The organism is Mesocryomonas lacus (assembly GCF_055730135.2).
In genome coordinates this window covers 175,414-195,367 of sequence record NZ_JBUZWE020000002.1, presented here as the reverse complement: position 1 = coordinate 195,367, position 19,954 = coordinate 175,414, and the positions used below count along the sequence as shown (strand labels likewise).

The following is a 19,954-nucleotide window of genomic DNA, read 5'->3' as shown; positions in this document are numbered from 1 at the left end:
ACGACGACCGGCCTCCGCCCTCCCCGCGGACGCCACCCACCAAGGTGACGAGACCCTATGGGCGCCTACATCCTACGACGGCTGCTGCTGATGATCCCGACCATGCTCGGGATCATGGCGATCTCCTTCGCGGTCATCCAGTTCGCGCCGGGCGGCCCGGTCGAGCAGGTGATCGCGAACCTGCAAGGCCAAGGCAGCAACGGCGCCGACCGCATCGGCGGCGGCGCCAGCGACTTCGGCGGCCAGGGCAGCACCGACAGCGGCTACCGCGGCGCGCAAGGGCTCGACCCCGCCTTCATCAAAAAGCTCGAGGTACAGTTCGGCTTCGACAAGCCGCCGCTCGAGCGCTTCGGCAAGATGATCTGGGACTACAGCCGCTTCCAGTTCGGCGAGAGCTATTTCCGCTCGGTCTCGGTGCTCGACCTCATCATAGAGAAGATGCCGGTGTCGATCTCGCTCGGCCTCTGGATCACGCTCCTGTCCTACGGCATCTCGATCCCGCTCGGCATCCGCAAGGCGTTGAAGGACGGCTCGACCTTCGACGTCTGGACCTCCGGCGTCATCATCGTCGCCTACGCCATTCCCGGCTTCCTGTTCGCAATCCTATTGATCGTGCTGTTTGCCGGCGGCTCTTTCTACGATCTCTTCCCGCTGCGGGGCCTGACGTCGGAGAATTGGAGCGAGCTCTCCTGGCCGGCGCGGATCGCCGACTATTTCTGGCACCTGACGCTGCCGCTGATCGCGCTGTCGCTCTCGGCCTTCGCCACGACGACGCTCCTGACCAAGAACTCCTTCCTCGACGAGATCCGCAAGCAGTACGTCACCACCGCGCGGGCCAAGGGCCTCACCGAGAACAAGGTCCTTTACGGACACGTCTTCCGCAACGCGATGCTGATCATCGTCGCCGGCTTCCCCGGCGCCTTCATCTCCGCCTTCTTCGCTGGCTCGCTGCTGATCGAGACGATCTTTTCGCTCGACGGCCTCGGCCTGCTCGGTTTCGAAAGCATCTACAAGCGCGACTACCCCGTGGTCTTCGCCACCCTCTACATCTTCTCGCTGATCGGCCTTGTCACGGCCCTCCTCTCCGACCTCACCTATACCTGGATCGATCCCCGCATTGATTTCGAGAAGCGGGAGGTCTGAGATGGACACGACCCGAGAGAACCTGACCGAAACCGGCTCGACCGTCCCCGCCGCCGTCGAGGCGCGCGAGGACGCCAGCACCGATACCGCCGGCATCGCCCAGATGGCGCCCGGCGCCCAGGTCGCGCGCAGCCGGCTGTCGCCGCTTAACGCCCGCCGCCTCCAGAGCTTCAAGGCCAACCGGCGCGGCGTCTGGTCGTTCTGGATCTTCCTTTTCCTCTTCGTGGCGACGCTTGGCGCCGAGTTCGTCGCCAACGACAAGCCGCTGCTGATCGAATACAAGGGCGAGTACTACGCCCCGATCTTCGTCGATTATCCGGAAGAGGTTTTCGGCGGCTTCCTGCCGGTGACCAACTACCGCGATCCGTTCGTGCAGGAGGAGATCACCGCGAACGGCTGGATGGTCTGGCCTCCGATCCGCTACTCCTACCGCACGGTGAACAACGAGATCCCGACGCCCGCCCCCTCGGCGCCGTCCTGGACCTTCACCAAGGAGGAGCGCTGCGCCCGCTATCCGCAGGGCGTCAACGATCCGAACTGCGTCCTCGGCAACACCAACTGGCTCGGCACCGACGACCAGGCCCGCGACGTCGCCGCGCGGCTGATCTACGGCTTCCGCATCTCGGTGCTGTTCGGCCTGATCCTCACGGGCCTGTCGGCCGTCATCGGCGTCTCGGCCGGCGCGGTGCAAGGCTATTTCGGCGGCTGGGTCGATCTTCTCTTCCAGCGCTTCATCGAGATCTGGTCGTCGATCCCGGTGCTCTATCTCCTCCTCATCATCGCCGCGATCCTGCCGCCGGGGTTCTGGATCCTCCTCGGCATCATGCTGCTGTTCTCCTGGGTCTCTTTCGTCGGCGTCGTCCGCGCCGAATTCCTGCGGGCGAGAAACTTCGAGTACGTGAACGCAGCGCGCGCGCTGGGCGTCGGCGATTGGACGATCATGGTCCGGCATTTGTTGCCAAACGCCATGGTGGCGACGCTGACCTTCCTGCCGTTCATCCTCAATGGCTCGATCACCACCCTCACCTCCCTCGACTTCCTCGGCTTCGGCTTGCCCCCGGGCTCTCCCTCGCTCGGCGAACTGCTCGCGCAGGGCAAGAACAACCTGCAGGCGCCCTGGCTCGGAATCTCCGGCTTCGTGGTACTGTCGCTGATGCTCTCGCTGCTGGTCTTCGTCGGCGAGGCCGTGCGCGACGCCTTTGACCCGCGCAAGAGTTTCCGGTGAGGAGAGGGGAATGGACAAGGCGAGGAAAGTGGTGACCGAGGATGTCGCGGTTAGCGATCTACCAGAGGCGATCCGCGGCGATTTCGGACCCGAGGACGTCGTCCGCGTCACGCTGGAGGCCAAGCCTGAGGCTCAGGCAGCAGCGGAAGTGCCGCGGTACATCAAATTCGCGGGGATCGCAGCGCATAAGAATACGAGCATCGAAGAGGCGGTCGCCCGTGTCCGCGCCCTTCGGGATGAATGGGATTAGTTTGACGACGTCGCGGGTCTATCTGGATTCCAATGCCATCATCCGCTTCATCGAGAGTGCGGAAACGGCGATCGGTTTCGTGTTCGATCGGGCGAGGATCGGGCTGGCTCGGATTTTCACCAGCGAATTAACTTTGGCCGAAGTCCTGGTCGCCCCCCTTCGCAATGGCGAACAGGACATCGCCGCCGCTTACGAAGAATTTCTCAAGAGCGACGACCTTATGGAAGTCGTGCCGATCGACCGCGACATCCTCATCCAGTCCGCGAATTTCCGTGCCATGTCCGGCACGAAGACGCCGGACTCTATCTATGTCGCCACGGCAATGACCATGCAGTGCGATCTTTTGATTTCCTCGGACAGGCGACTGAGAATGCCGGATGGCATCCTGCGCCTTTCCATCGAGGATGCCAACAAGCTGGACCTATGGCCATGACCGCTCACTCCCACGACCATGCCGGACACGACCACGGCCCCGGGGGTCATGACGGTCACGACCATGCCGGCCATGCCAGCGAGAAGCGCCTGCTCTGGGCAGCGGCGCTCACGGGCTCCTTCATGCTGGCGGAAATCGCCGGCGGGGTGATCTCGGGATCGCTGGCGCTGCTCGCCGATGCCGGGCACATGTTCGTCGACTTCGCGGGCCTTGCGCTCGCCTTCTTCGCCATCCGCCTGTCGCGCCGGCCGGCCGATGCCAGCAAGACCTATGGCTATGGCCGCTTTCAGATCCTCGTCGCCTATTCCAACGGGCTCGTCCTATTCGGCATTGCCGGCCTGATCATCCTGGAGGCCTGGCACCGGCTGGACAATCCGGCACCGGTGCTCGGCGGACCGATGCTGGTCGTCGCCGTCGGCGGCCTCCTCGTCAACATCGCCGCCTTCTTCGTCCTGCACGGCGGCGACAAGGAGGATCTCAACATGCGCGGCGCCTTGCTGCACGTGATGGGCGACCTCCTCGGCTCGGTCGCGGCCATCGTCGCCTCGCTCGTGATCCTGTCGACCGGCTGGACGCCCATCGACCCGCTCCTCTCGGTGCTGGTCTCGCTGCTGATCCTCGGCAATGCCTGGGGCCTCGTCCGCGATTCCGGGCACATCCTGCTCGAGGGCGCACCGAAGGACGTCGCCGCCCCCGATGTCGGCGCGCATCTCGAGGCGACGGTGGTCGGCATCGTCGACGTCCACCATTTCCACGTCTGGGCGATCACGCCGAAGATCCGCGCGGCGACCTTGCATGCCCGGATCACCGAGGGCACCGACCCGACGGAAACGGTGCGCGCGGTGAAGCGGGCGCTCGCGGAGCGCTTTGCCATCGACCATGCCACCGTCGAGATCGAGAGCGGGCCTTGCGCCGACGGCCGCCATGACTGCAGCGGGCCGGGCGCCCGGCACGGCGAGAACCACGCCAGCCATCCTCACGCGGGCCATGACCATTCCGGTCACAGCCATGCGCACGCCGGGCACGACCACGCGGCACCGGCAAAACCACATGCCCATGGGCACCCCGCACACAGCCACCGCGCCAACCTGACGGGATCCGTCGCATGAGCTCTGTTTCCGCCGCACCAGTTGCCGCTGCCGAGGGCCCGCTGCTCTCGGTGCAGGGGCTGAAGGTCGCCTTCCACCAGAACGGCAAGACGACGCTCGCCGTCGACGACGTCTCCTTCGACATCGCGGCCGGCGAGACGCTGGCGCTAGTCGGCGAGAGCGGGTCGGGCAAGTCGGTCTCGGCGCTGTCGATCCTGAAGCTCCTGCCCTATCCCTCCGCCAGCCATCCCGGCGGCGCCGTTCTCTACCGCGGCGAAAACCTCATCGACGACGACGAGCGGGACCTGCGAAAGGTGCGCGGCAACAAGATCTCGATGATCTTCCAGGAGCCGATGTCCTCGCTCAACCCGCTGCACACCATCCAGCGGCAGGTCGGCGAGGTCCTGAAGATCCACCGCGGCGTGTCCGACAAGGAGGCCAACCGCCGGACGCTCGAACTCCTGCACCAGGTCGGCATCCGCGACCCGGAAAAGCGCCTCGACGCCTATCCGCACCAGCTGTCGGGGGGCCAGCGCCAGCGCGTGATGATCGCGATGGCCTTGGCCAACGAGCCCGATCTTCTCATCGCCGACGAGCCGACCACGGCGCTCGACGTCACCGTGCAGGCGCAGATTCTCGAACTCCTGAAGGTGCAGCAGCAGAAGCGCCGCATGGCGATGCTGTTCATCACCCACGACCTCGGCATCGTCCGCAAAATCGCCGACCGGGTCTGCGTGATGTACCACGGCAAGATCGTCGAGACCGGGCCGACCGAGGCGATCTTCGCCAACCCGCAGCACCACTACACCAAGCACCTGCTCGCCGCCGAGCCGCGCGGCACGCCGCCCCCGGCCAACCTCAACGCCCCCGTGGTCATGGCGGCCGAGGGGCTGAAGGTCTGGTTCCCGGTGAAGACCGGGTTCATGCGCCGGACCACCGACCACATCAAGGCGGTCAACGGCGTCGACATCAGCCTGCGTGCCGGCCAGACGGTCGGCGTCGTCGGCGAGTCCGGCTCGGGCAAGACAACGCTCGGCCTCGCCCTCTGCCGAATGATCTCGTCCAAGGGCGCGATCAGCTTCGAGGGCGAGCGGCTGGACCAGCGCTCGTTCAAGGCGATGCGCCCCTTGCGCAAGCGCATCCAGATCGTCTTCCAGGATCCCTTCGGCTCGCTCTCGCCGCGCATGTCGATCGCCGACATCATCGCGGAAGGGCTGAAAGTGCACGAACCGCAGCTCTCCGTCGACGGACGGGACGCCCGCGTCGTTTCAGCACTCAGCGAAGTCGGGCTCGACCCGGCGACCCGCTTTCGCTACCCGCACGAATTCTCCGGCGGCCAGCGCCAGCGCGTGGCGATCGCCCGCGCCATGGTGCTGAGCCCGCGTTTCGTCATGCTCGACGAGCCGACCTCGGCGCTCGACATGAGCGTCCAGGCGCAGGTGGTCGACCTCCTGCGCAGCCTCCAGCAGAAGCACGACCTCGCCTATCTCTTTATCAGCCACGACCTGAAGGTCGTCAGGGCGCTCGCCAACGAGGTGATCGTCATGCGCAACGGCGAGGTGATGGAGCGCGGCCCGGCGGAAGAAATCTTCGAGCGGCCGAAGACCGACTATACCAAGGCGCTGATGGCGGCCGCCTTCGACATCGCGACCGCGCCGACGGACATCGCCGCGCAATGACCAGCCACTACCGCGATGCCCTGTCCGACCAGCCGCTTGCCGTCACCATCGAGCGCCGCGAACGTCTCTGCGACGGCTTTCGCCCTTTCGAGGCGGTGACGCTTCGGCACCGCTCGCTCGACGGTATCAGCGAGATCGGGCCGCTCAGGCGCGAGCTGATCGCCACCGGTTCGGTGGTCATCGTCATCCCCTACGACCCCGTGCTCGACCGCATCGTCATCATCCGCCAGTTCCGCATCGGCGCCGCGCTGAAGACGGCGAATGCCGCAGCGCTCGAACTCCCCGCCGGCCTCGTCGACGAGGGCGAGGCGCCGGAGGCGGCCGCCGCGCGGGAGCTGCAGGAGGAGAGCGGGCTCGCAGCCCTCGGCGTCGAACGCTGCTTCACCATGCTGCCCTCGCCCGGCCTCACCGACGAATACGCCTTCATCTTCCTCGCCCTCGTCGACGCGTCGGCGCTGGCGAGCGCAGCGGGGCTCGCCGAGGAGCACGAGGACATCCGGCCGATCGCCGCCGACGTCGACGCGCTGATCGAGGCGGTGGACGAGGGCCGGATCGAGAACGGCTTCCTCATCGCCTGCACCCACTGGTTCGCCCGCAAGGGCCGCGCCCGGGCGGCGAGCCTTCTTGCCACCTTGCCGGAACCGCGCTGACCGGCCCCAGAGAGGACCTGACTTGACGATTCTCCTGTCCGTCACCGGCTTCCAGCCGAACCATTGGCTGCACGTCTTGAACCGGCACGCGCCGCGCCGCTCGGTGGTGCTGACACCGGCGAGCGAGCACGATGCGACGATCGACTATGCCGTGGTCTGGAAGCAGCCCGCCGGCATCCTGCAGAAGCTGCCGAACCTCAAGGCGATCTTCTCGCTCGGCGCCGGGGTCGACCATGTCCTTGCCGACCCGCATCTACCCAACGTTCCGATCGCCCGCATCGTCGCACCGGACCTCAGCGCCCGGATGAGCGAATACGTCGTCTGGCGCGTGCTCGACCATTTCCGGCGTGGGCCGACCTACCGCGCGCAGCAGGCGGCAGGCCATTGGAACGAGCGGATGCAGCCGGCGGCATCCGATATCACCGTCGGCATCATGGGGCTCGGCGAGCTCGGCACCGATGCGGCGCGGAAGCTGTCCATGCTGGGCTTCAGGATCGCCGGCTGGTCGCGCTCGCCGAAAGAGGTCGCTGATATCCGCGGCTTTCACGGCAGCGACGGTCTCGATGGCTTCCTCGCCGTTTCCGACATCGTGGTCGTGCTGCTGCCGATCACGCCGGACACCAAGGGCATCCTGAATGCCGGCCTGTTCGCGCGAATGAAGCAGAATACGCCGATCGGCGGCCCGGTGCTGATCAATGCCGGCCGCGGCGGCCTGCAGGTGGAGGCGGACATCCTGAAGGCGCTGGACGACAAGGTGTTGATGGAGGCCTCGCTCGACGTCTTCGAGACCGAGCCGCTGCCGGCCTCCTGCCCGCTGTGGAAGCACCCGCGGGTCTTCGTCACGCCACACGCCGCCGCATCTTCCGATGCGGAAGCGCTGGTGCCGCTGATCCTCGCGCAGATGGACGCCTTCGAGCGCGGCGAGCCGCTGAAGCATCTCGTCGACCGGAGTGCCGGTTACTAAGCCGGCTTATTTCAAGGTGCCCTGCGCCAGGCGGCTCAGCCGAGACGGCGGATCGAGGTCACACGGGAGCCCCGCGCCTCGGCCCGCGCCGTGGCCTCGGCGAGCAACTCGACCGCCGTCATCATGTGGTGCGCGTTGGCATGCAGCAGGCGATCGACGTCGAGCATGATGCCGACATGCCCCTTCCAGAAGACAAGGTCGCCGCGCCGCAGCGGGGTCCCCTCGGCGAGCGCGGTCCCCAGCCCGCGCTCCTGCATGTCGGTGTCGCGCGGCGCCTCGACGCCGGCTATGCCGAGCGCGATCTGGACGAGGCCGGAGCAGTCGATGCCGAGCGTCGTCTTGCCGCCCCAGAGATAGGGAACCCCGACGAAGCGTTCGGCGACACCAACGAAATCGGCGGCAGCATGGTCGATCGGCCGGAGATGCTGCGCCACCACCGCGCCGGCGGGGGCGGCAAGCACATAGGCGGCGTTCCGGTCGCTCGCCTCGCCCCGCGCCGTCAGACGCGCCCCCATCGGCAAGCCCATCAGCGGCGGCATCTTGATGTCGGGGCCGGGAAACAACAGCGTGCGCGGCACGCCGACCTTGTGCGTCGGCACCCCGTCGGCCGCCCCGAGCGCTGCCGCCGCCATCCAGCCGACATAGCCGTCGGCGGCCAGCTGCACCCAGGCAAAACCTTCCTCGGTCGTCTCGAAGACGAGGACGTCCTCGCCGAACAGCGCCTCGGTCTCCTGCGCCGCATCCGGCCGTGGCTCGCGCCGCAGCGCGGCCGACGAGACCAGAACCCGCTCGGGCCGCCCCTCGACGAACACGTCCGCGTCGACCTTGACCCTCAGCCGGGTGTCGGCGAGGTCCGGGCGATAGGCGTTCAGCCGCTTGTCCAGGGTGTCGCTCATGGTGCGAGGGCTCCTGCCTGTTCGACCAGCCGGTCCGCCATCTTGGAGACGTAGAGGCTGCCCTTGACGGTGCGCCGGATGAGCACGTTGCGCTTGTCCGCGGGGTCGCGCCGCCGTTCGACGAATTCGAGCGCGCCCATGGTATCGAGGGCGCGGGTGATCACCGGCTTGGTGACGTTCAGCCGGGCGGCGAGGCCCCGCACGGTATGCGGCGGGGCCTCGAGATAGATGGTGAGGAGGATCGCGGTCTGCCGCAAGGTCAGATCGTGCGTGTCCTCCCAGGCCTGCAGCAAGGCCGTCTGGTGGAGAAGCCGAAGCGCCTGCGCAGGTCTAAGCTCGATGCCCATGACCTTGCTCTAGCACGCGTTCGTTTCGCTTCCGTTTCAGTTCTCGCCGAGCTTAGCGCCCGTAGCGCTGCTTTAGCACGCTGAAGATCGCCCGGATCGCCTGCGCCTCGCCGCCGACGGGCCCGACCGGCGACGCCTGCGGACGCCAGCCATAGACGTCGAAATGCGCCCAGGCGCCGGCCTTCTCGACAAAGTCCTGCAGGAACAAAGCGGCGGTGATCGCGCCGGCAAACCCGTCCGGCGTCACGTTGTTCACGTCGGCGATCTTGGAGGAAAGGTTCTTGGCATAGGGCTGCCAAAGCGGCAGCCGCCAGATCGGGTCGGCCACCTCAGCGGACGCCGCGGCGAGCTCAGCGGCGAGCGTCTCGTCGTCGGTGAAGAAGGGCGGCAGGTCGGGGCCGAGCGCGACGCGGGCGGCCCCGGTCAGCGTCGCCATGTCGATCAGCACCTGCGGGGCCGTCTCGTCGGCCAGCGCCAGGGCGTCGGCGAGGATCAGCCGCCCCTCCGCGTCGGTATTGCCGATCTCGACCGTCTTTCCCTTGCGGCTTTTGAGGATGTCGCTCGGGCGGAAGGCCGCCCCGGCGATGGCGTTCTCGACGGCGGGGATCAGCACGCGCAGCCGGATGTCGAGCTTCAGCGCCATGATGATCCGCGCAAGGCCGAGCACGTTGGCGGCGCCGCCCATGTCCTTCTTCATCAGGAGCATGCCGGAGGCCGGCTTGATGTCGAGCCCGCCGGTGTCGAAGCTGACGCCCTTGCCGACGAGTGTCACCGCCGGCGCATCGGTGCGCCCCCAAGTCATGTCGATCAGCCGCGGCGCGACGGAGCTCGCCCGGCCGACCGCATGGATCATCGGGAAATTCTGCGCGAGAAGATCATCGCCGACGATCGAGGACACTTCGGCGCCGTGATCGACTGCCAGCGTGCGGACCGCCGCCTCGATGGCGTCCGGCAGCATGTCGTTGGCGGGCGTGTTGATGAGGTCACGGGTGAGGAACACGCCGGCGGCGAGCGCTTCCGTCTCGCTTTGCTCGCCTTGGCCGGCGAACACCAGCTGTGGTGGCACGGCCTGGCTGGGCTTGGCGCGGTAGCGGTCGAAGCGATAGCCGCCGAGCAGGAAGGCGAGGCTTGCGAGATCGGCATCGAGGCCGTGGCCGTCGGCGAGGTGCCATGGTCCCTCCGGCAGGCCGGCGAGTGCCCCCGCCAGCAGCGAGCGCCGCGGGCCGTCCGCCGTCCTGTCGCTGCCGAGGCCGAGCACCGCGCCGAGGATCGCCCCCTCCTCCCCCGGCACCAGGAGAACCTCGCCGGCGCCGGCCTTGTAGGCGCTGGCCTTGGCCCAGCGGGCCGCCGGCAGCGGCAGGCTTTCGAGCGCGGCGGGCGAAGCGGCCCAGATCGGGCGCGCGCCAGAAGCATCGGCGGGTAGGAGGCTCGTCATGTCGGGGTATCCCTTTCGGCGGAAGGCAGCGTTAACGCCTCATTAGGGTTAACACTTTATTGTCGGCCTTCTCAGTTACCGGCGGATCGCCGGATCCATGCGAGGACCGATATGCGTCATACGGATCATAGCTGCCGCGGCGCTTATCGGAAGGCCTTTGTCGTCGCCATCGCCGCCGGTCTCCTCGGCGGATGCGCCCAGACTTCCAAGATGCATACCGGCTCGATCGGTGCGCCGCGGACGGCCAAGCCGATGGACCGCATGTCTTCGAGCGAGCTGCAGGGCGCTCTCACCACCTACGGCATGGCCTACGAGAAGACCCCGAAGGACAAGTCGGTCGGCCTCGGCTATGCCGCCGCCTTGCAGATGGCCGGCCGCAACGACCAGTCGCTCGCGGTGATGCAGCAGATGGCGATCGCCCATCCCAAGGACCGCGCGGTTCTCGCCGCCTACGGCAAGGCGCTGGCCGCCGCCGGCGAGCTCGAGAAGGCGCTAGAGACCATCCGCCGCGCCCAGACCCCGGACTTTCCGGACTGGAAGCTCTATTCGGCGGAAGGCGCGATCCTCGACCAGCTCGGCCAGTCCGACGGCGCGCGCACGCTCTATCGCAAGGCGCTGGAGATCCAGCCGAACGAGCCGGCCATCCTCTCCAATCTCGGCATGTCTTATGTCCTTGCCAACGATCTGAAGTCGGGCGAGACCTATCTGCGCCAGGCGGTGGAGCGGCCCGGCGCCGACAGCCGCATCCGCCAGAACCTCGCGCTCGTCATCGGCCTGCAGGGCCGGTTCGCCGAGGCAGAGGAGATCGCCCGGGCCGAGCTCTCGCCCGACGATGCGGCCGCCAACGTCGCCTATCTCAAGGGCATGCTGAAGCAGCAGAACACCTGGTCGATGCTGAAGGACCAGGACTCGAAGAAGTCCTGACCCCTTCGCAAGCGCAACCCGACATGCCGAAGGCCGCTCCCACCGGGACGCGGCCTTTTCTGTTGCGGTCCTGCAGCCTTGCCGGCGACCACCGGGTGATCAGGTCCGCGACATGACCTGGATGACGGCAGGTCCGATGATGACCGCGAAGAGGACCGGCAGGAAGAACAGGATCATCGGCACGGTGAGTTTCGGCGGCAAGGCGGCCGCTTTCTTCTCGGCTTTGTTCATGCGGGTGTCGCGGCTTTCCTGGGACAGCGTGCGCAGCGCCTGGCCGAGCGGTGTGCCGTAGCGTTCGGCCTGGATCAGCGCAGTCGTCACCGAGCGGACGTCGTCGATGCCGGTGCGCAGGAAGAGGTTCTCATAGGCGGTCTTGCGGTCGGGCAGGTAGGAGAGCTCGGCGCAGACCAGCACCAGTTCCTCGGCCAGCGGCACCGACTGGATACCGATCTCGTCGGACACCCGCCGGAACGCCGCCTCGATCGACAGGCCGGATTCGACGCAGATCAAGAGGAGGTCGAGCGCATCGGGCCAGGCCCGGCCGATCGAGAGCTTCCGCTTGGAGACCTTCTGCGAGATAAAAATGTTGGGCAGGTAGAAGCCGAGATAGGCGACGACAATACAGATCAGAACCCGGATCATGAACGGCCGGTCGGCCAGCGCACCGATGACGAAGATGTAGATGATCGCCGCCAGGAGGAAGACCAGCGGCAAGGTGGCCCGGGCGAACAGGAAGAGCGTCAGCGGGCGCTGGCCGCGGTAACCGGCGATGCGCAGCTGCCCGACGGTCTTCTCGTCGGCGAGGGCCTTCTTCAAGTCGAACTTTTCGACGACGGCGGCGGCAAAGCCCTTACTCTCCGCCTGGCGGACCGAACCCTTGCGCCCGCGCTCCTTCTCGATCGACATCCGCGCCCGCTCGCGGGCCCGCACCTCCTCGCGCTCGAGGGCGACCGCCTTCATCCGCGATTTCAGCTCGTTGCCTTGCAGCAGCGGCAGCGCGATGCTCATGATCGTCGCAAACACGGTGATGCAGACGAAGATCGCCAGCGCCTGGGCGCTGGTGAGCCCGACAAGGGCGAAAAGGCTTTGCATGGCACCGTTTCCATTCCGCTCGGGGCGTTGCAGGTCGAGCGAGCGCTGGGCGCTGGCAGGCCCGCCGTCTCAGAAGTCGAAGTTGATCATCTGCTTCATCACGAAGATGCCGAGCATCATCCAGAACGCCGAGATGACGAGGATGATGTTGCCGGTCGAGGTGTTGAACAGCAGCGAGATGTAATCGGGGCTGGTGACGTAGACGAGGCCGCCGACGACGAACGGCAGCGAGCCGATGATGCCGCCGGAGGCCTTGGCCTCCATCGACATGGCCTGGATCTTCTGCTTCATCTTCTTGCGGTCGCGCAGCACCCGCGACAGGTTGCCCAGCGCCTCGGAAAGATTGCCGCCGGCCTGCGACTGGATGGTGATGACGATCGAGAAGAAGTTCGTCTCCGACAGCGGGATGTTCTGGTAGAGCCGTTCGACGGATTCGGGCACGGTCATGCCCATCTGCTGGGCCTCGACGATCTTCTTGAACTCCGAGCGGACCGGCTCGGCCGCCTCGCTGGCGATCATCCGCAGCGTGTCGTTCAGCGGCAGGCCGGATTTGACGCCGCGCACGATGAGGTCGACCGCGTTCGGGAACTCGGCGATGAACTTCTTCTGTCGCTGGTTGCGCAGATAGTTGATCAGCCAGCGCGGCAGGCCGAAGCCCGCGACGATGCCGATGCCGAGCGCGACCAGCACCGAGGACTGGATGATCAGCGCGACCAGCCCGAACAAAAGGCCCGCCGCGATGCTGATCAACTGGAACTGCTTCTCGCTCATCGACATGCCCGCCTGGTCCATCCGGCGGCGCAGGCTGGGCCTTGCCGCGTGCTTGGAGCGGACCTTCTGCTTCTCCTCGATCTCCTTCAGCGAGTTCTGGATCGTCTTGCGGCGCTTGCTCGCCTCCTGCACGCGGTCGCGGGCGATGCGCTTGGAATTGCCGTCGGTCTCCGCCCGCTTGAACTGGTTCAGGCGTGCCTCGGCATTCTTCTCCGCGGCCATTCGGGGCTGCAGGACGACGTAGGCGATTGCCCCGGCCGATAAGGTCGTCAGCATCACGAAGAGGAGGATGGTGAGGCCGGACATCGGCTAGAGCCTCGTGCTCACGTCGGCCGCGTCCAGCGCCGCCGCCAGACGCTGCTCTTCATTGTAGTAGCGGGCCCGGTCCCAGAACACCGGACGACCAATGCCGGTCGACGAGTGCTTGCCGAGCAGCTTGCCGTCGGCGCCCTCGCCGAGGATATTGTAGACGAAGAGGTCCTGCGTGGTGATGACGTCGCCTTCCATGCCCACCACCTCAGTGATGTGGGTAATCCGGCGCGAGCCGTCGCGCAGGCGGGCGGCCTGGACGATGACGTCGACGGATCCGACGATGATCTCCTTCACGGTCTTCGCCGGCAAGGTGAAGCCGCCCATGGCGATCATCGATTCCATGCGGTTGAGGCACTCGCGCGGGCTGTTGGCGTGGATCGTGCCCATCGAGCCGTCATGGCCGGTGTTCATCGCCTGCAAGAGATCGAAGACCTCCGGTCCGCGCACTTCGCCGACGATGATGCGTTCGGGCCGCATGCGCAGGCAGTTCTTGACGAGTTCGCGCATCGTCACCTCTCCCTCGCCCTCGATGTTGGGCGGGCGGGTTTCGAGGCGCACGACATGCGGCTGCTGCAGCTGCAGTTCGGCCGTGTCCTCGCAGGTGATGATGCGCTCGTCCTCGTCAATGTAGCGCGTCAGGCAGTTCAAGAGCGTCGTCTTGCCCGAGCCGGTACCGCCGGAAATGATGACGTTGCAGCGGACGCGGCCGATGATCTGGAGGATCGTCGCCCCTTCCGGCGAGATCGCGCCGAACTGCACCAGCTGGTCGAGGGTCAGCTTGTCCTTCTTGAACTTTCGAATGGTCAGCACGGCGCCGTCGATGGCGAGCGGCGGGGCGATGACGTTGACGCGGCTGCCGTCGGGCAGGCGCGCGTCGCAGATCGGCGAGGCCTCGTCGACGCGCCGGCCGACCTGGCTGACGATGCGCTGGCAGATGTTGAGGAGCTGCTGGTTGTCGCGGAACCGGACATTGGTCTCGATGACCTTGCCGCCGACTTCGATGAAGGTCTTGCGCGCCCCGTTGACCATGATGTCGGCGATGTCGTCGCGCATCAGGAGCGGCTCCAGCGGACCGTAGCCAAGCACGTCGTTGCAGATGTCGCCGAGGAGGTCCTCCTGCTCGGCAATGGTCATCGCGAAGTTCTTGATGGCGATGATGTCGTTGACGATGTCGCGGATTTCCTCGCGCGCGCTTTCGGCGTCGAGCCGCGCGAGCTGCGACAGGTCGATCGTGTCGATCAGCGCGGCGAAGACCTGCGTCTTCGTCTCGTAATAGCTGCCGGACCGCTCGCGCGGCGCTGCCGCCTGTGGCGGCGCAATGACCGTCGGCGCGGCGCGTGGGGGCTCGCGGACGTCGGAAGGCGCTGCCCTCACCGGCTCGACCGCACGGCTCGGGGCGGGGTCGCGCTGCGGGGCTGGCGAGGGCCGCTCGGCAACGGCAAGCCCGCCGGCGCCCGCTGCCCGGTCCTTGGTCCCTTCGTTTCCGCGTTTTCCGAACATGGTCTACTCTTTCTGGGCCTCAGCCCCGCCCTAAGCCCTTGCGGACGGGCATGCCGGCATGCCGTCTGGCTACTTGCGCCGCAGTCTTCCGAGGAAGTCGCGGCTCGGCTTCTTCGCCTTCTTAGCCTCGGTACGGCCGGTCAGGAGATGGGCGATCTGCTGGAAGGCCTCGACCGAGGCATGCTTGCCGTCGGTCTCGGCGATCATCCGGCCATTGTTGGCCGCCGTGCCGAAGACCGCCGGATCGAAGCCGATCAGCGCGATCGGGGTCAGGCCGAGCGGGTCGGCAAACTCCTGCGGGCTAATCTCCGGGCGCTTCGGCATCTGCAGCTGGTTCAGCACGAGATGCGGCGGCCGATCGTTCGGGCGGCTGCGCTTCAGCGTGTCGATGAGGTTTTTGGCGTTGCGCAGGTTGGCAAGGTCGGGCGTTGCGGTGATGACGATCTCGTCGGCGCGCGACAGGACGCTCTTCGTCCACTCCGTCCAGCCATGCGGCACGTCAAGCGCGACGATCGGCGTCGAGCGCTGGGCGGTCTCGATCAGCGCGCTGAAGGCCTCGGCGTCGAAGTCGTAGGTGCGGTCGAGGATCGAGGGCGCCGCCAGCAGCGACAGGTGCTCGGCGCACTTCGACAGCAGACGGTCGAGGAAGACGTCGTCCATCCTGTCGGCCGAATACACCGCCTCCGCGATCCCTTGCGCCGGGTCTTGGTCGAAGTTGATGTTGGCGGTGCCAAAAGGCAGGTCGAGATCGGCAAGGACGACGTCGCTCGAAAACAGCTTCGAGATCGACCAGGCGACATTATGGGCGACGGTCGAGGAGCCGACGCCGCCCTTGGCGCCGACGAAGGCGACGGTGCGGCCCATCGGCTCGGCATCGGCCGCCATGAACAGTGTCGAGATCACCGACATCAGGTCCGCCATGGAAATCGGCGCGACGAGATATTCCGAGATGCCGCGGCGGATCAGCTCGCGGTAAAGCGGAACGTCGTTGTAGTGGCCGACGATGATCACCTTCGAGCCGGGATCGCAGACATCGGCGAGCCCCTCGAGCTCGGCGAGGAGCTCGGTCGGCGCGAAGCGCGATTCGAGGATCACGAGGTTCGGCGTCGGGGCGCTGGCATAGTGGTCGGTCGCCGCACGGATGCCGCCCATGTGGACGCGCACGTGTGCCTTGGCCATGCGCCGGTCCTCGCCGGCCCGCTCGATCGGCCTTGCGACGCCCTCGCTCTCGCAGAAAGCCTGGATCGAGATGCGCGGGATCGGGCGCACGGCGTCCATCAGCGACGCCTCCTCGCCGACAGCGTCGTCCAGGCGATCGGTAGTGCTTCTGTCGATCATCGTCGTTTTCCCGCCTACCAGTCGTAGTCAGTTTCGGTGTTCGACCGGTCCGAAGCCGTCGCGGCACCCCGGCGGTAGTCGCTCAGCATGTTGGTGCGGCGTTCAGCGTCGATCTCGCCGAGGCCGCGCGGCTCCAGGAGATCGCGCGGATCGGCGATCTGCGCGGCAAGGTTCTGCTGGCTGGCGCAGCCGAAGTTGAAGTAGTTCTTGTTCTCGTGGGTATCGCCGAGGTCTTCCGGCCAACGGCCGCAGCGCTCGGTCGCGGCCTTCAAGGTAGCGAACGACAGCCGGATCGGCGACGGCCCATTGAAACCGGCGGTCCGGTAGGGCTGCACCAGGATGCGGTCGGCCTTGATGCCCTCCCGGCGCAAGGTGCGGATCACGTCGCGGGAAGCGAGTTCAGCCGCCCCCGCATTCTCGGAGCCCGAGGGCAGGAGCACGCGGATGGCAGCCGAGCCCGAGCGCAGGAAGCGCGTCGCGAAATGGCTGATCCGGTCGCGCGAGGCCGACGGCAGGCGGCTCTCCGACGAGACGACCGGGATGTCCAGCGTCTCTTCCGCCTCGCCGACGGTGATCGGGTGGCGGGTGCGGTAGTCGTCGGGGATGGCGCCGACCTCGATCGAGTGCCGGTCGGCACAGCCGCCGAGGAGCGCGAGACCCGCCAGCAGCATCAAGGCGGGAGCGGCACGCCGCCCCTTCCCCGGGGCAAGGCGCGGCGGGAACGGCGACAGGACGGAGACTTTCCTCGAAGCGCTCATTTGTAGATGTATCCGACAACGCCGTGGTACCGGCCGGGGGGGAGCTTGGTTTCCATCGCGCCGTAGACGCGGTTGATGCGGCCGAGGAAATTGCCGGCGCCATCGGAGGAGAAGTTGAGCCCGTCATCCGGCCGCGCGAGCTTCGCGCGGGCGGTCGGGCGCACCAGATAGGGCGTGACGATGATCACCAGCTCGGTCTCGTAGCGCTGGAAGTCGCGGCTGCGGAACAGCGTGCCGAGGACGGGGATCTTTGACAGGCCTGGAAAGCCGGAGATCACCTGGCGCTGCTCGTCGCGCACGAGACCGGCGATGACCATGGAACCGCCGGACGGCAGTTCGACCGTGGTATCGGCAAGGCGCTTGCGGATGCCGATCTGGTTGACCGCCGGCGCAGCGCCTTTGGGAAAGGTGAAGGGGCTCTCGAATGTCGGTTCGGAGACCGCAGTGCGGATTTTCAGGCTGATGCGGCCCGGCGACAGCACGACCGGGGTGAAGTCGAGACCGATACCGTAGTCGATCTCCTTGCTGGTGTAGGTGACCGAGGCCGGCGTCGTATCGTAGCCGACGATGTTGCCGCCGGCGTTCAGGATCGGCGTGCGTGTCTCCGGGGTTTCGTCCTTGCCATCGGCAACATTGAAGGTGCCGCCGACCTTGAAGCTCGCGGACTCGCCGGAGATCGCGGTCAGGCTGGGTTCGGCAAGCGTCTTCATGACACCGGCCTGCTCCATGGCGTTCAACTGAGCGTCGATGCTGCCCGAGCCGATCGACCCGGCAAGACCTAGCGCCGAGTCGGTGGCCGCCTTGCCGAGGGCAAAGGGATTGTCGGAGACCGCCCCCATGGTGATCCCGTCCATCACCGCACTGGCGGAGCCGTTGAAGCCCAGCTGCTTGATCACCGAGCGCTGCACTTCCGCGACGGTCACCTTCAGCATGACCTGATCGTCGCCCTGGATCTGCAGGAGGTTGACGATCTGGCTCTGCCGGCGGTTTTCCTGCGCAAGGGCGACGGCGCCGCCCTCGGGGCCGGCGCCCGAGGTTGCCGACTTGATGTAGGAGCCGGTCGTCGCCTCGCCGCCGGTGAGGTAGATCTCCGCCAGCTGCACGGCGCGGGCCGCGTCCTGCGGTGTCTGCACGGTGCCGGTCAGAACGACGTTGTCGTTAAGGATTTCGACCTTGACGTCGGCATCGGCGACGTATTTCCGGATCGAGCTCTCGAGCCCGCTGATGTCGCGCTCGATCCGGAGATCGAGGACGGCGATCTCCTTGCCGCGGGCGTCGAAGATGAAGATGTTGGTCTGGCCGATCTGCTTGCCGAAGATGTAGATGCGCCGGGCCGTCCGGGTCACCGCGTCGGCGACGGCCGGGTTGGCGACGAGGATGTCGTGCGCGTCGACCGGCAGGTCGATGACCTTCGACTTGTCGAGGCCGAGGCTGATCGTCTGCTGCGGCCGGTTGACCTGGACGATCGAGCTGTTGGCCGCCGCCGCCGGGGACACCGAGGCGACGACCGGCGAGAGCGCAGTGGTGAGCGCCATCAGGCCGGCGAGAAGGCTGCGGGCGCCCGATGCACGGCGAGGACGCGTCTGTGGTGAGATCAGCATGGCGCTCGTCACTTCTTGGTCGTGATGTCGGACGACTGGCCGTAGCGGACCAGGCGAATGCGGCTCGGGCTCTTCTCGCCCTCGAGTAGGAAGGCGGCGTAGCCTGCGGAGCCGGGGATCGAATCCTCCAGCGAGCGCAGCGCGAGCACCAGTTTCTCGGCGATCGGCTGGGCGGCGATCAAAGCTTCGGCCTGTGTCGGATCGACCTCGAGCGTCGCGGTCGAGCCGACGACGACCTTCGTGCCGTCTTGCTCTTCGATCGTCTGGTCGATGGCGAGGACGCGCAAATTGCGCAGGATGGTCTCGGTGTCGTAGGTGCCGGCCACCTGCCCGTCGACCTTGCGCCGGGTCATGATGATGTCGACATGGTCGTTCGGCAGGATGAAGCCGCCGGCGGACGTGTCGGCCGAGATCTGGATGGCGATGGCGCGCTTGCCGGCGGGCAGGATGGCCGACATGAAGCCGCGATCGGTCTTGATCAGCTTGCTTTCACGCACCGGCTCGCCGCTGAAGAACGACTGCCGGGCGACGGAACCCTTCAGCTCCTCGATTGCCTCCGGGCGCGTCGTCCTCAGGATGAACGTGCTGCTGACGCCGTCTTCCGGCCATTTCTGCCAGGTCAGCGCGTCGGCGATCGACGAGCCCATCGGCACGTCCTTCGACGCGACGAGCACTTCGGTCAGCTTGATCGGGGGTTCGGCGGGCGCCGCCGTGATGATCACGGGCTCGGCGGACTCCTGCGACGACATGGTCATGGCCAGAAGTCCGGCACCGCCCGCGGCGAGGATCGCTATTCCGAGCACCGCAAGGCGGGCGATATTCATGTCCAACCCTCTCTCGAGCACCCGCGGAACACGGGCAGGTTGGACATCTTATGGGGGACAAACCCTCACTATATGGTTAACGAAGCCCTACGCCCCGGCAGACCTGGTGACGCTTTGTTCAGGCTTCTGCAACGACCGGTTCACCCCATGCTTTGGAGGGCGTACTCGATCCAGGCGCTCGAGGAATAACTGGTCAGCCCAGCCGCGCCGAGCGCGATGCCGTAGGGGATACCGGTCTTCTGGTCGAGCAGATGGTCGACGAAGTCGATGCCGGTCGCAGGGACGAGATTGATCCGTATCGCCAGCAGGCCGAGCGTCAGGAGGCCGCCGTAGACGCTGCCGATGGCAAGATATTCCATCAGGGTCTGGCTTGGTCCGAACCACAAAGCGGTCGCAGCCACAAGTTTTGCGTCGCCGCCCCCCATCCATCCCGCGGCAAAGAAGCCGAAGGTGACCGCGAGGCAAACAAGGGCGATACAAACATGCATCGCCATTTCGAACGCCGGCACCCCAAGCGCCAGCGACAGTACGATATAGGCGACCGACAGGATCACCGGAACACGGTTGGAAATGGTCATCGAGACGAGGTCGGAAAAAGCCGCGTAGATCATCGCGAACGGAAAGATGACCAACAAGGCGGCCGCCAGCATCGACTACAACCCTTTTTACGGAGGGAACGTGGTGAGGCCGAAAGCCTCACCACCATCCCACACAGTTACTTCAA

General features: G+C 66.5%; 20 protein-coding genes. 9 read left to right on the top strand and 11 right to left on the bottom strand.

The genetic code is table 11. The features are described 5' to 3' along the window. Window positions 1–57 precede the first annotated feature (57 nt). From ACZLZY_RS03880 to ACZLZY_RS03845, 8 genes are all read left to right on the top strand, one after another. The gene (locus ACZLZY_RS03880) at window positions 58–1,143 is read left to right on the top strand and encodes a microcin C ABC transporter permease YejB (protein WP_472932128.1); all 1,086 of its coding nucleotides are present in this window, start codon (window positions 58–60) and stop codon (window positions 1,141–1,143) included. Window positions 1,144–1,246: 103 nt separating this feature from the next. Next, window positions 1,247–2,368: an ABC transporter permease gene (locus ACZLZY_RS03875; RefSeq protein WP_472932391.1), complete on the top strand. Its 1,122-nt coding sequence runs from the start codon at window positions 1,247–1,249 to the stop codon at window positions 2,366–2,368. Window positions 2,369–2,378: 10 nt separating this feature from the next. After that, window positions 2,379–2,618, top strand: a complete 240-nt coding sequence (locus tag ACZLZY_RS03870) for a hypothetical protein (protein WP_472932127.1) — start codon at window positions 2,379–2,381, stop codon at window positions 2,616–2,618. Further along, window positions 2,587–3,051: a type II toxin-antitoxin system VapC family toxin gene (locus ACZLZY_RS03865; RefSeq protein WP_472932126.1), complete on the top strand. Its 465-nt coding sequence runs from the start codon at window positions 2,587–2,589 to the stop codon at window positions 3,049–3,051. The genes ACZLZY_RS03870 and ACZLZY_RS03865 overlap by 32 nt, the downstream gene beginning before the upstream one ends. Then, the gene (locus ACZLZY_RS03860) at window positions 3,048–4,160 is read left to right on the top strand and encodes a cation diffusion facilitator family transporter (protein ID WP_472932125.1); all 1,113 of its coding nucleotides are present in this window, start codon (window positions 3,048–3,050) and stop codon (window positions 4,158–4,160) included. Before ACZLZY_RS03865 ends, ACZLZY_RS03860 begins: the two co-directional genes overlap by 4 nt. After that, a complete protein-coding gene (locus ACZLZY_RS03855) occupies window positions 4,157–5,818 on the top strand; it encodes an ABC transporter ATP-binding protein (protein WP_472932124.1) in 1,662 nt (553 codons plus the stop codon). The genes ACZLZY_RS03860 and ACZLZY_RS03855 overlap by 4 nt, the downstream gene beginning before the upstream one ends. Next, entirely contained in the window at window positions 5,815–6,468 is a 654-nt protein-coding gene (locus ACZLZY_RS03850; protein ID WP_472932123.1) for an NUDIX domain-containing protein, read from the top strand. The genes ACZLZY_RS03855 and ACZLZY_RS03850 overlap by 4 nt, the downstream gene beginning before the upstream one ends. A gap of 22 nt (window positions 6,469–6,490) precedes the next feature. Next, on the top strand, window positions 6,491–7,432 hold the full coding sequence (locus ACZLZY_RS03845) for a 2-hydroxyacid dehydrogenase (RefSeq protein ID WP_472932122.1): 942 nt from the start codon (window positions 6,491–6,493) through the stop codon (window positions 7,430–7,432). A gap of 35 nt (window positions 7,433–7,467) precedes the next feature. Here ACZLZY_RS03845 and ACZLZY_RS03840 read toward each other — a convergent pair whose 3' ends face one another. From ACZLZY_RS03840 to ACZLZY_RS03830, 3 genes are read right to left on the bottom strand one after another with little or no spacing between them, the layout of a single operon-like run. Continuing rightward, window positions 7,468–8,328, bottom strand: a complete 861-nt coding sequence (locus ACZLZY_RS03840; protein WP_472932121.1) for a C40 family peptidase — start codon at window positions 8,326–8,328, stop codon at window positions 7,468–7,470. Then, the gene (locus ACZLZY_RS03835) at window positions 8,325–8,675 is read right to left on the bottom strand and encodes a MarR family transcriptional regulator (protein ID WP_472932120.1); all 351 of its coding nucleotides are present in this window, start codon (window positions 8,673–8,675) and stop codon (window positions 8,325–8,327) included. The genes ACZLZY_RS03840 and ACZLZY_RS03835 overlap by 4 nt, the downstream gene beginning before the upstream one ends. Before the next feature lie 52 nt (window positions 8,676–8,727). Continuing rightward, complete coding sequence (locus tag ACZLZY_RS03830; RefSeq protein WP_472932119.1) at window positions 8,728–10,110, bottom strand: leucyl aminopeptidase family protein; 1,383 nt, start codon at window positions 10,108–10,110, stop codon at window positions 8,728–8,730. A 111-nt stretch (window positions 10,111–10,221) separates the two neighbouring features. Between ACZLZY_RS03830 and ACZLZY_RS03825 the strand changes: the two genes are divergently transcribed. After that, window positions 10,222–11,034 (top strand): tetratricopeptide repeat protein, encoded by an 813-nt coding sequence (locus ACZLZY_RS03825; RefSeq protein WP_472932118.1) that lies wholly within the window; start codon window positions 10,222–10,224, stop codon window positions 11,032–11,034. Window positions 11,035–11,133: 99 nt separating this feature from the next. Here ACZLZY_RS03825 and ACZLZY_RS03820 read toward each other — a convergent pair whose 3' ends face one another. The 8 genes from ACZLZY_RS03820 to ACZLZY_RS03785 all read right to left on the bottom strand — a co-directional run bounded on the left by ACZLZY_RS03820 (window position 11,134) and on the right by ACZLZY_RS03785 (window position 19,865). Further along, window positions 11,134–12,126 carry a type II secretion system F family protein gene (locus ACZLZY_RS03820; RefSeq protein WP_472932117.1) on the bottom strand — a complete coding sequence of 331 codons (993 nt, stop codon included), beginning with the start codon at window positions 12,124–12,126 and terminating at the stop codon, window positions 11,134–11,136. 69 nt (window positions 12,127–12,195) lie between these two features. Then, on the bottom strand, window positions 12,196–13,203 hold the full coding sequence (locus tag ACZLZY_RS03815; protein WP_472932116.1) for a type II secretion system F family protein: 1,008 nt from the start codon (window positions 13,201–13,203) through the stop codon (window positions 12,196–12,198). A gap of 3 nt (window positions 13,204–13,206) precedes the next feature. After that, window positions 13,207–14,709, bottom strand: a complete 1,503-nt coding sequence (locus ACZLZY_RS03810; protein ID WP_472932115.1) for an ATPase, T2SS/T4P/T4SS family — start codon at window positions 14,707–14,709, stop codon at window positions 13,207–13,209. 69 nt (window positions 14,710–14,778) lie between these two features. After that, window positions 14,779–16,047 carry a CpaE/TadZ family protein gene (locus ACZLZY_RS03805; RefSeq protein WP_472932114.1) on the bottom strand — a complete coding sequence of 423 codons (1,269 nt, stop codon included), beginning with the start codon at window positions 16,045–16,047 and terminating at the stop codon, window positions 14,779–14,781. A gap of 14 nt (window positions 16,048–16,061) precedes the next feature. Further along, the gene (locus ACZLZY_RS03800; RefSeq protein ID WP_472932113.1) at window positions 16,062–16,805 is read right to left on the bottom strand and encodes a CpaD family pilus assembly protein; all 744 of its coding nucleotides are present in this window, start codon (window positions 16,803–16,805) and stop codon (window positions 16,062–16,064) included. Next, window positions 16,802–18,406, bottom strand: coding sequence for a type II and III secretion system protein family protein (locus ACZLZY_RS03795; RefSeq protein ID WP_472932112.1), 1,605 nt, complete (start codon window positions 18,404–18,406; stop codon window positions 16,802–16,804). Before ACZLZY_RS03795 ends, ACZLZY_RS03800 begins: the two co-directional genes overlap by 4 nt. An 8-nt stretch (window positions 18,407–18,414) precedes the next feature. Further along, a complete protein-coding gene (gene cpaB / locus ACZLZY_RS03790) occupies window positions 18,415–19,230 on the bottom strand; it encodes a Flp pilus assembly protein CpaB (protein WP_472932111.1) in 816 nt (271 codons plus the stop codon). Window positions 19,231–19,370: 140 nt separating this feature from the next. Then, complete coding sequence (locus tag ACZLZY_RS03785) at window positions 19,371–19,865, bottom strand: A24 family peptidase (protein WP_472932110.1); 495 nt, start codon at window positions 19,863–19,865, stop codon at window positions 19,371–19,373. Between the last annotated feature and the right edge of the window lie 89 nt (window positions 19,866–19,954).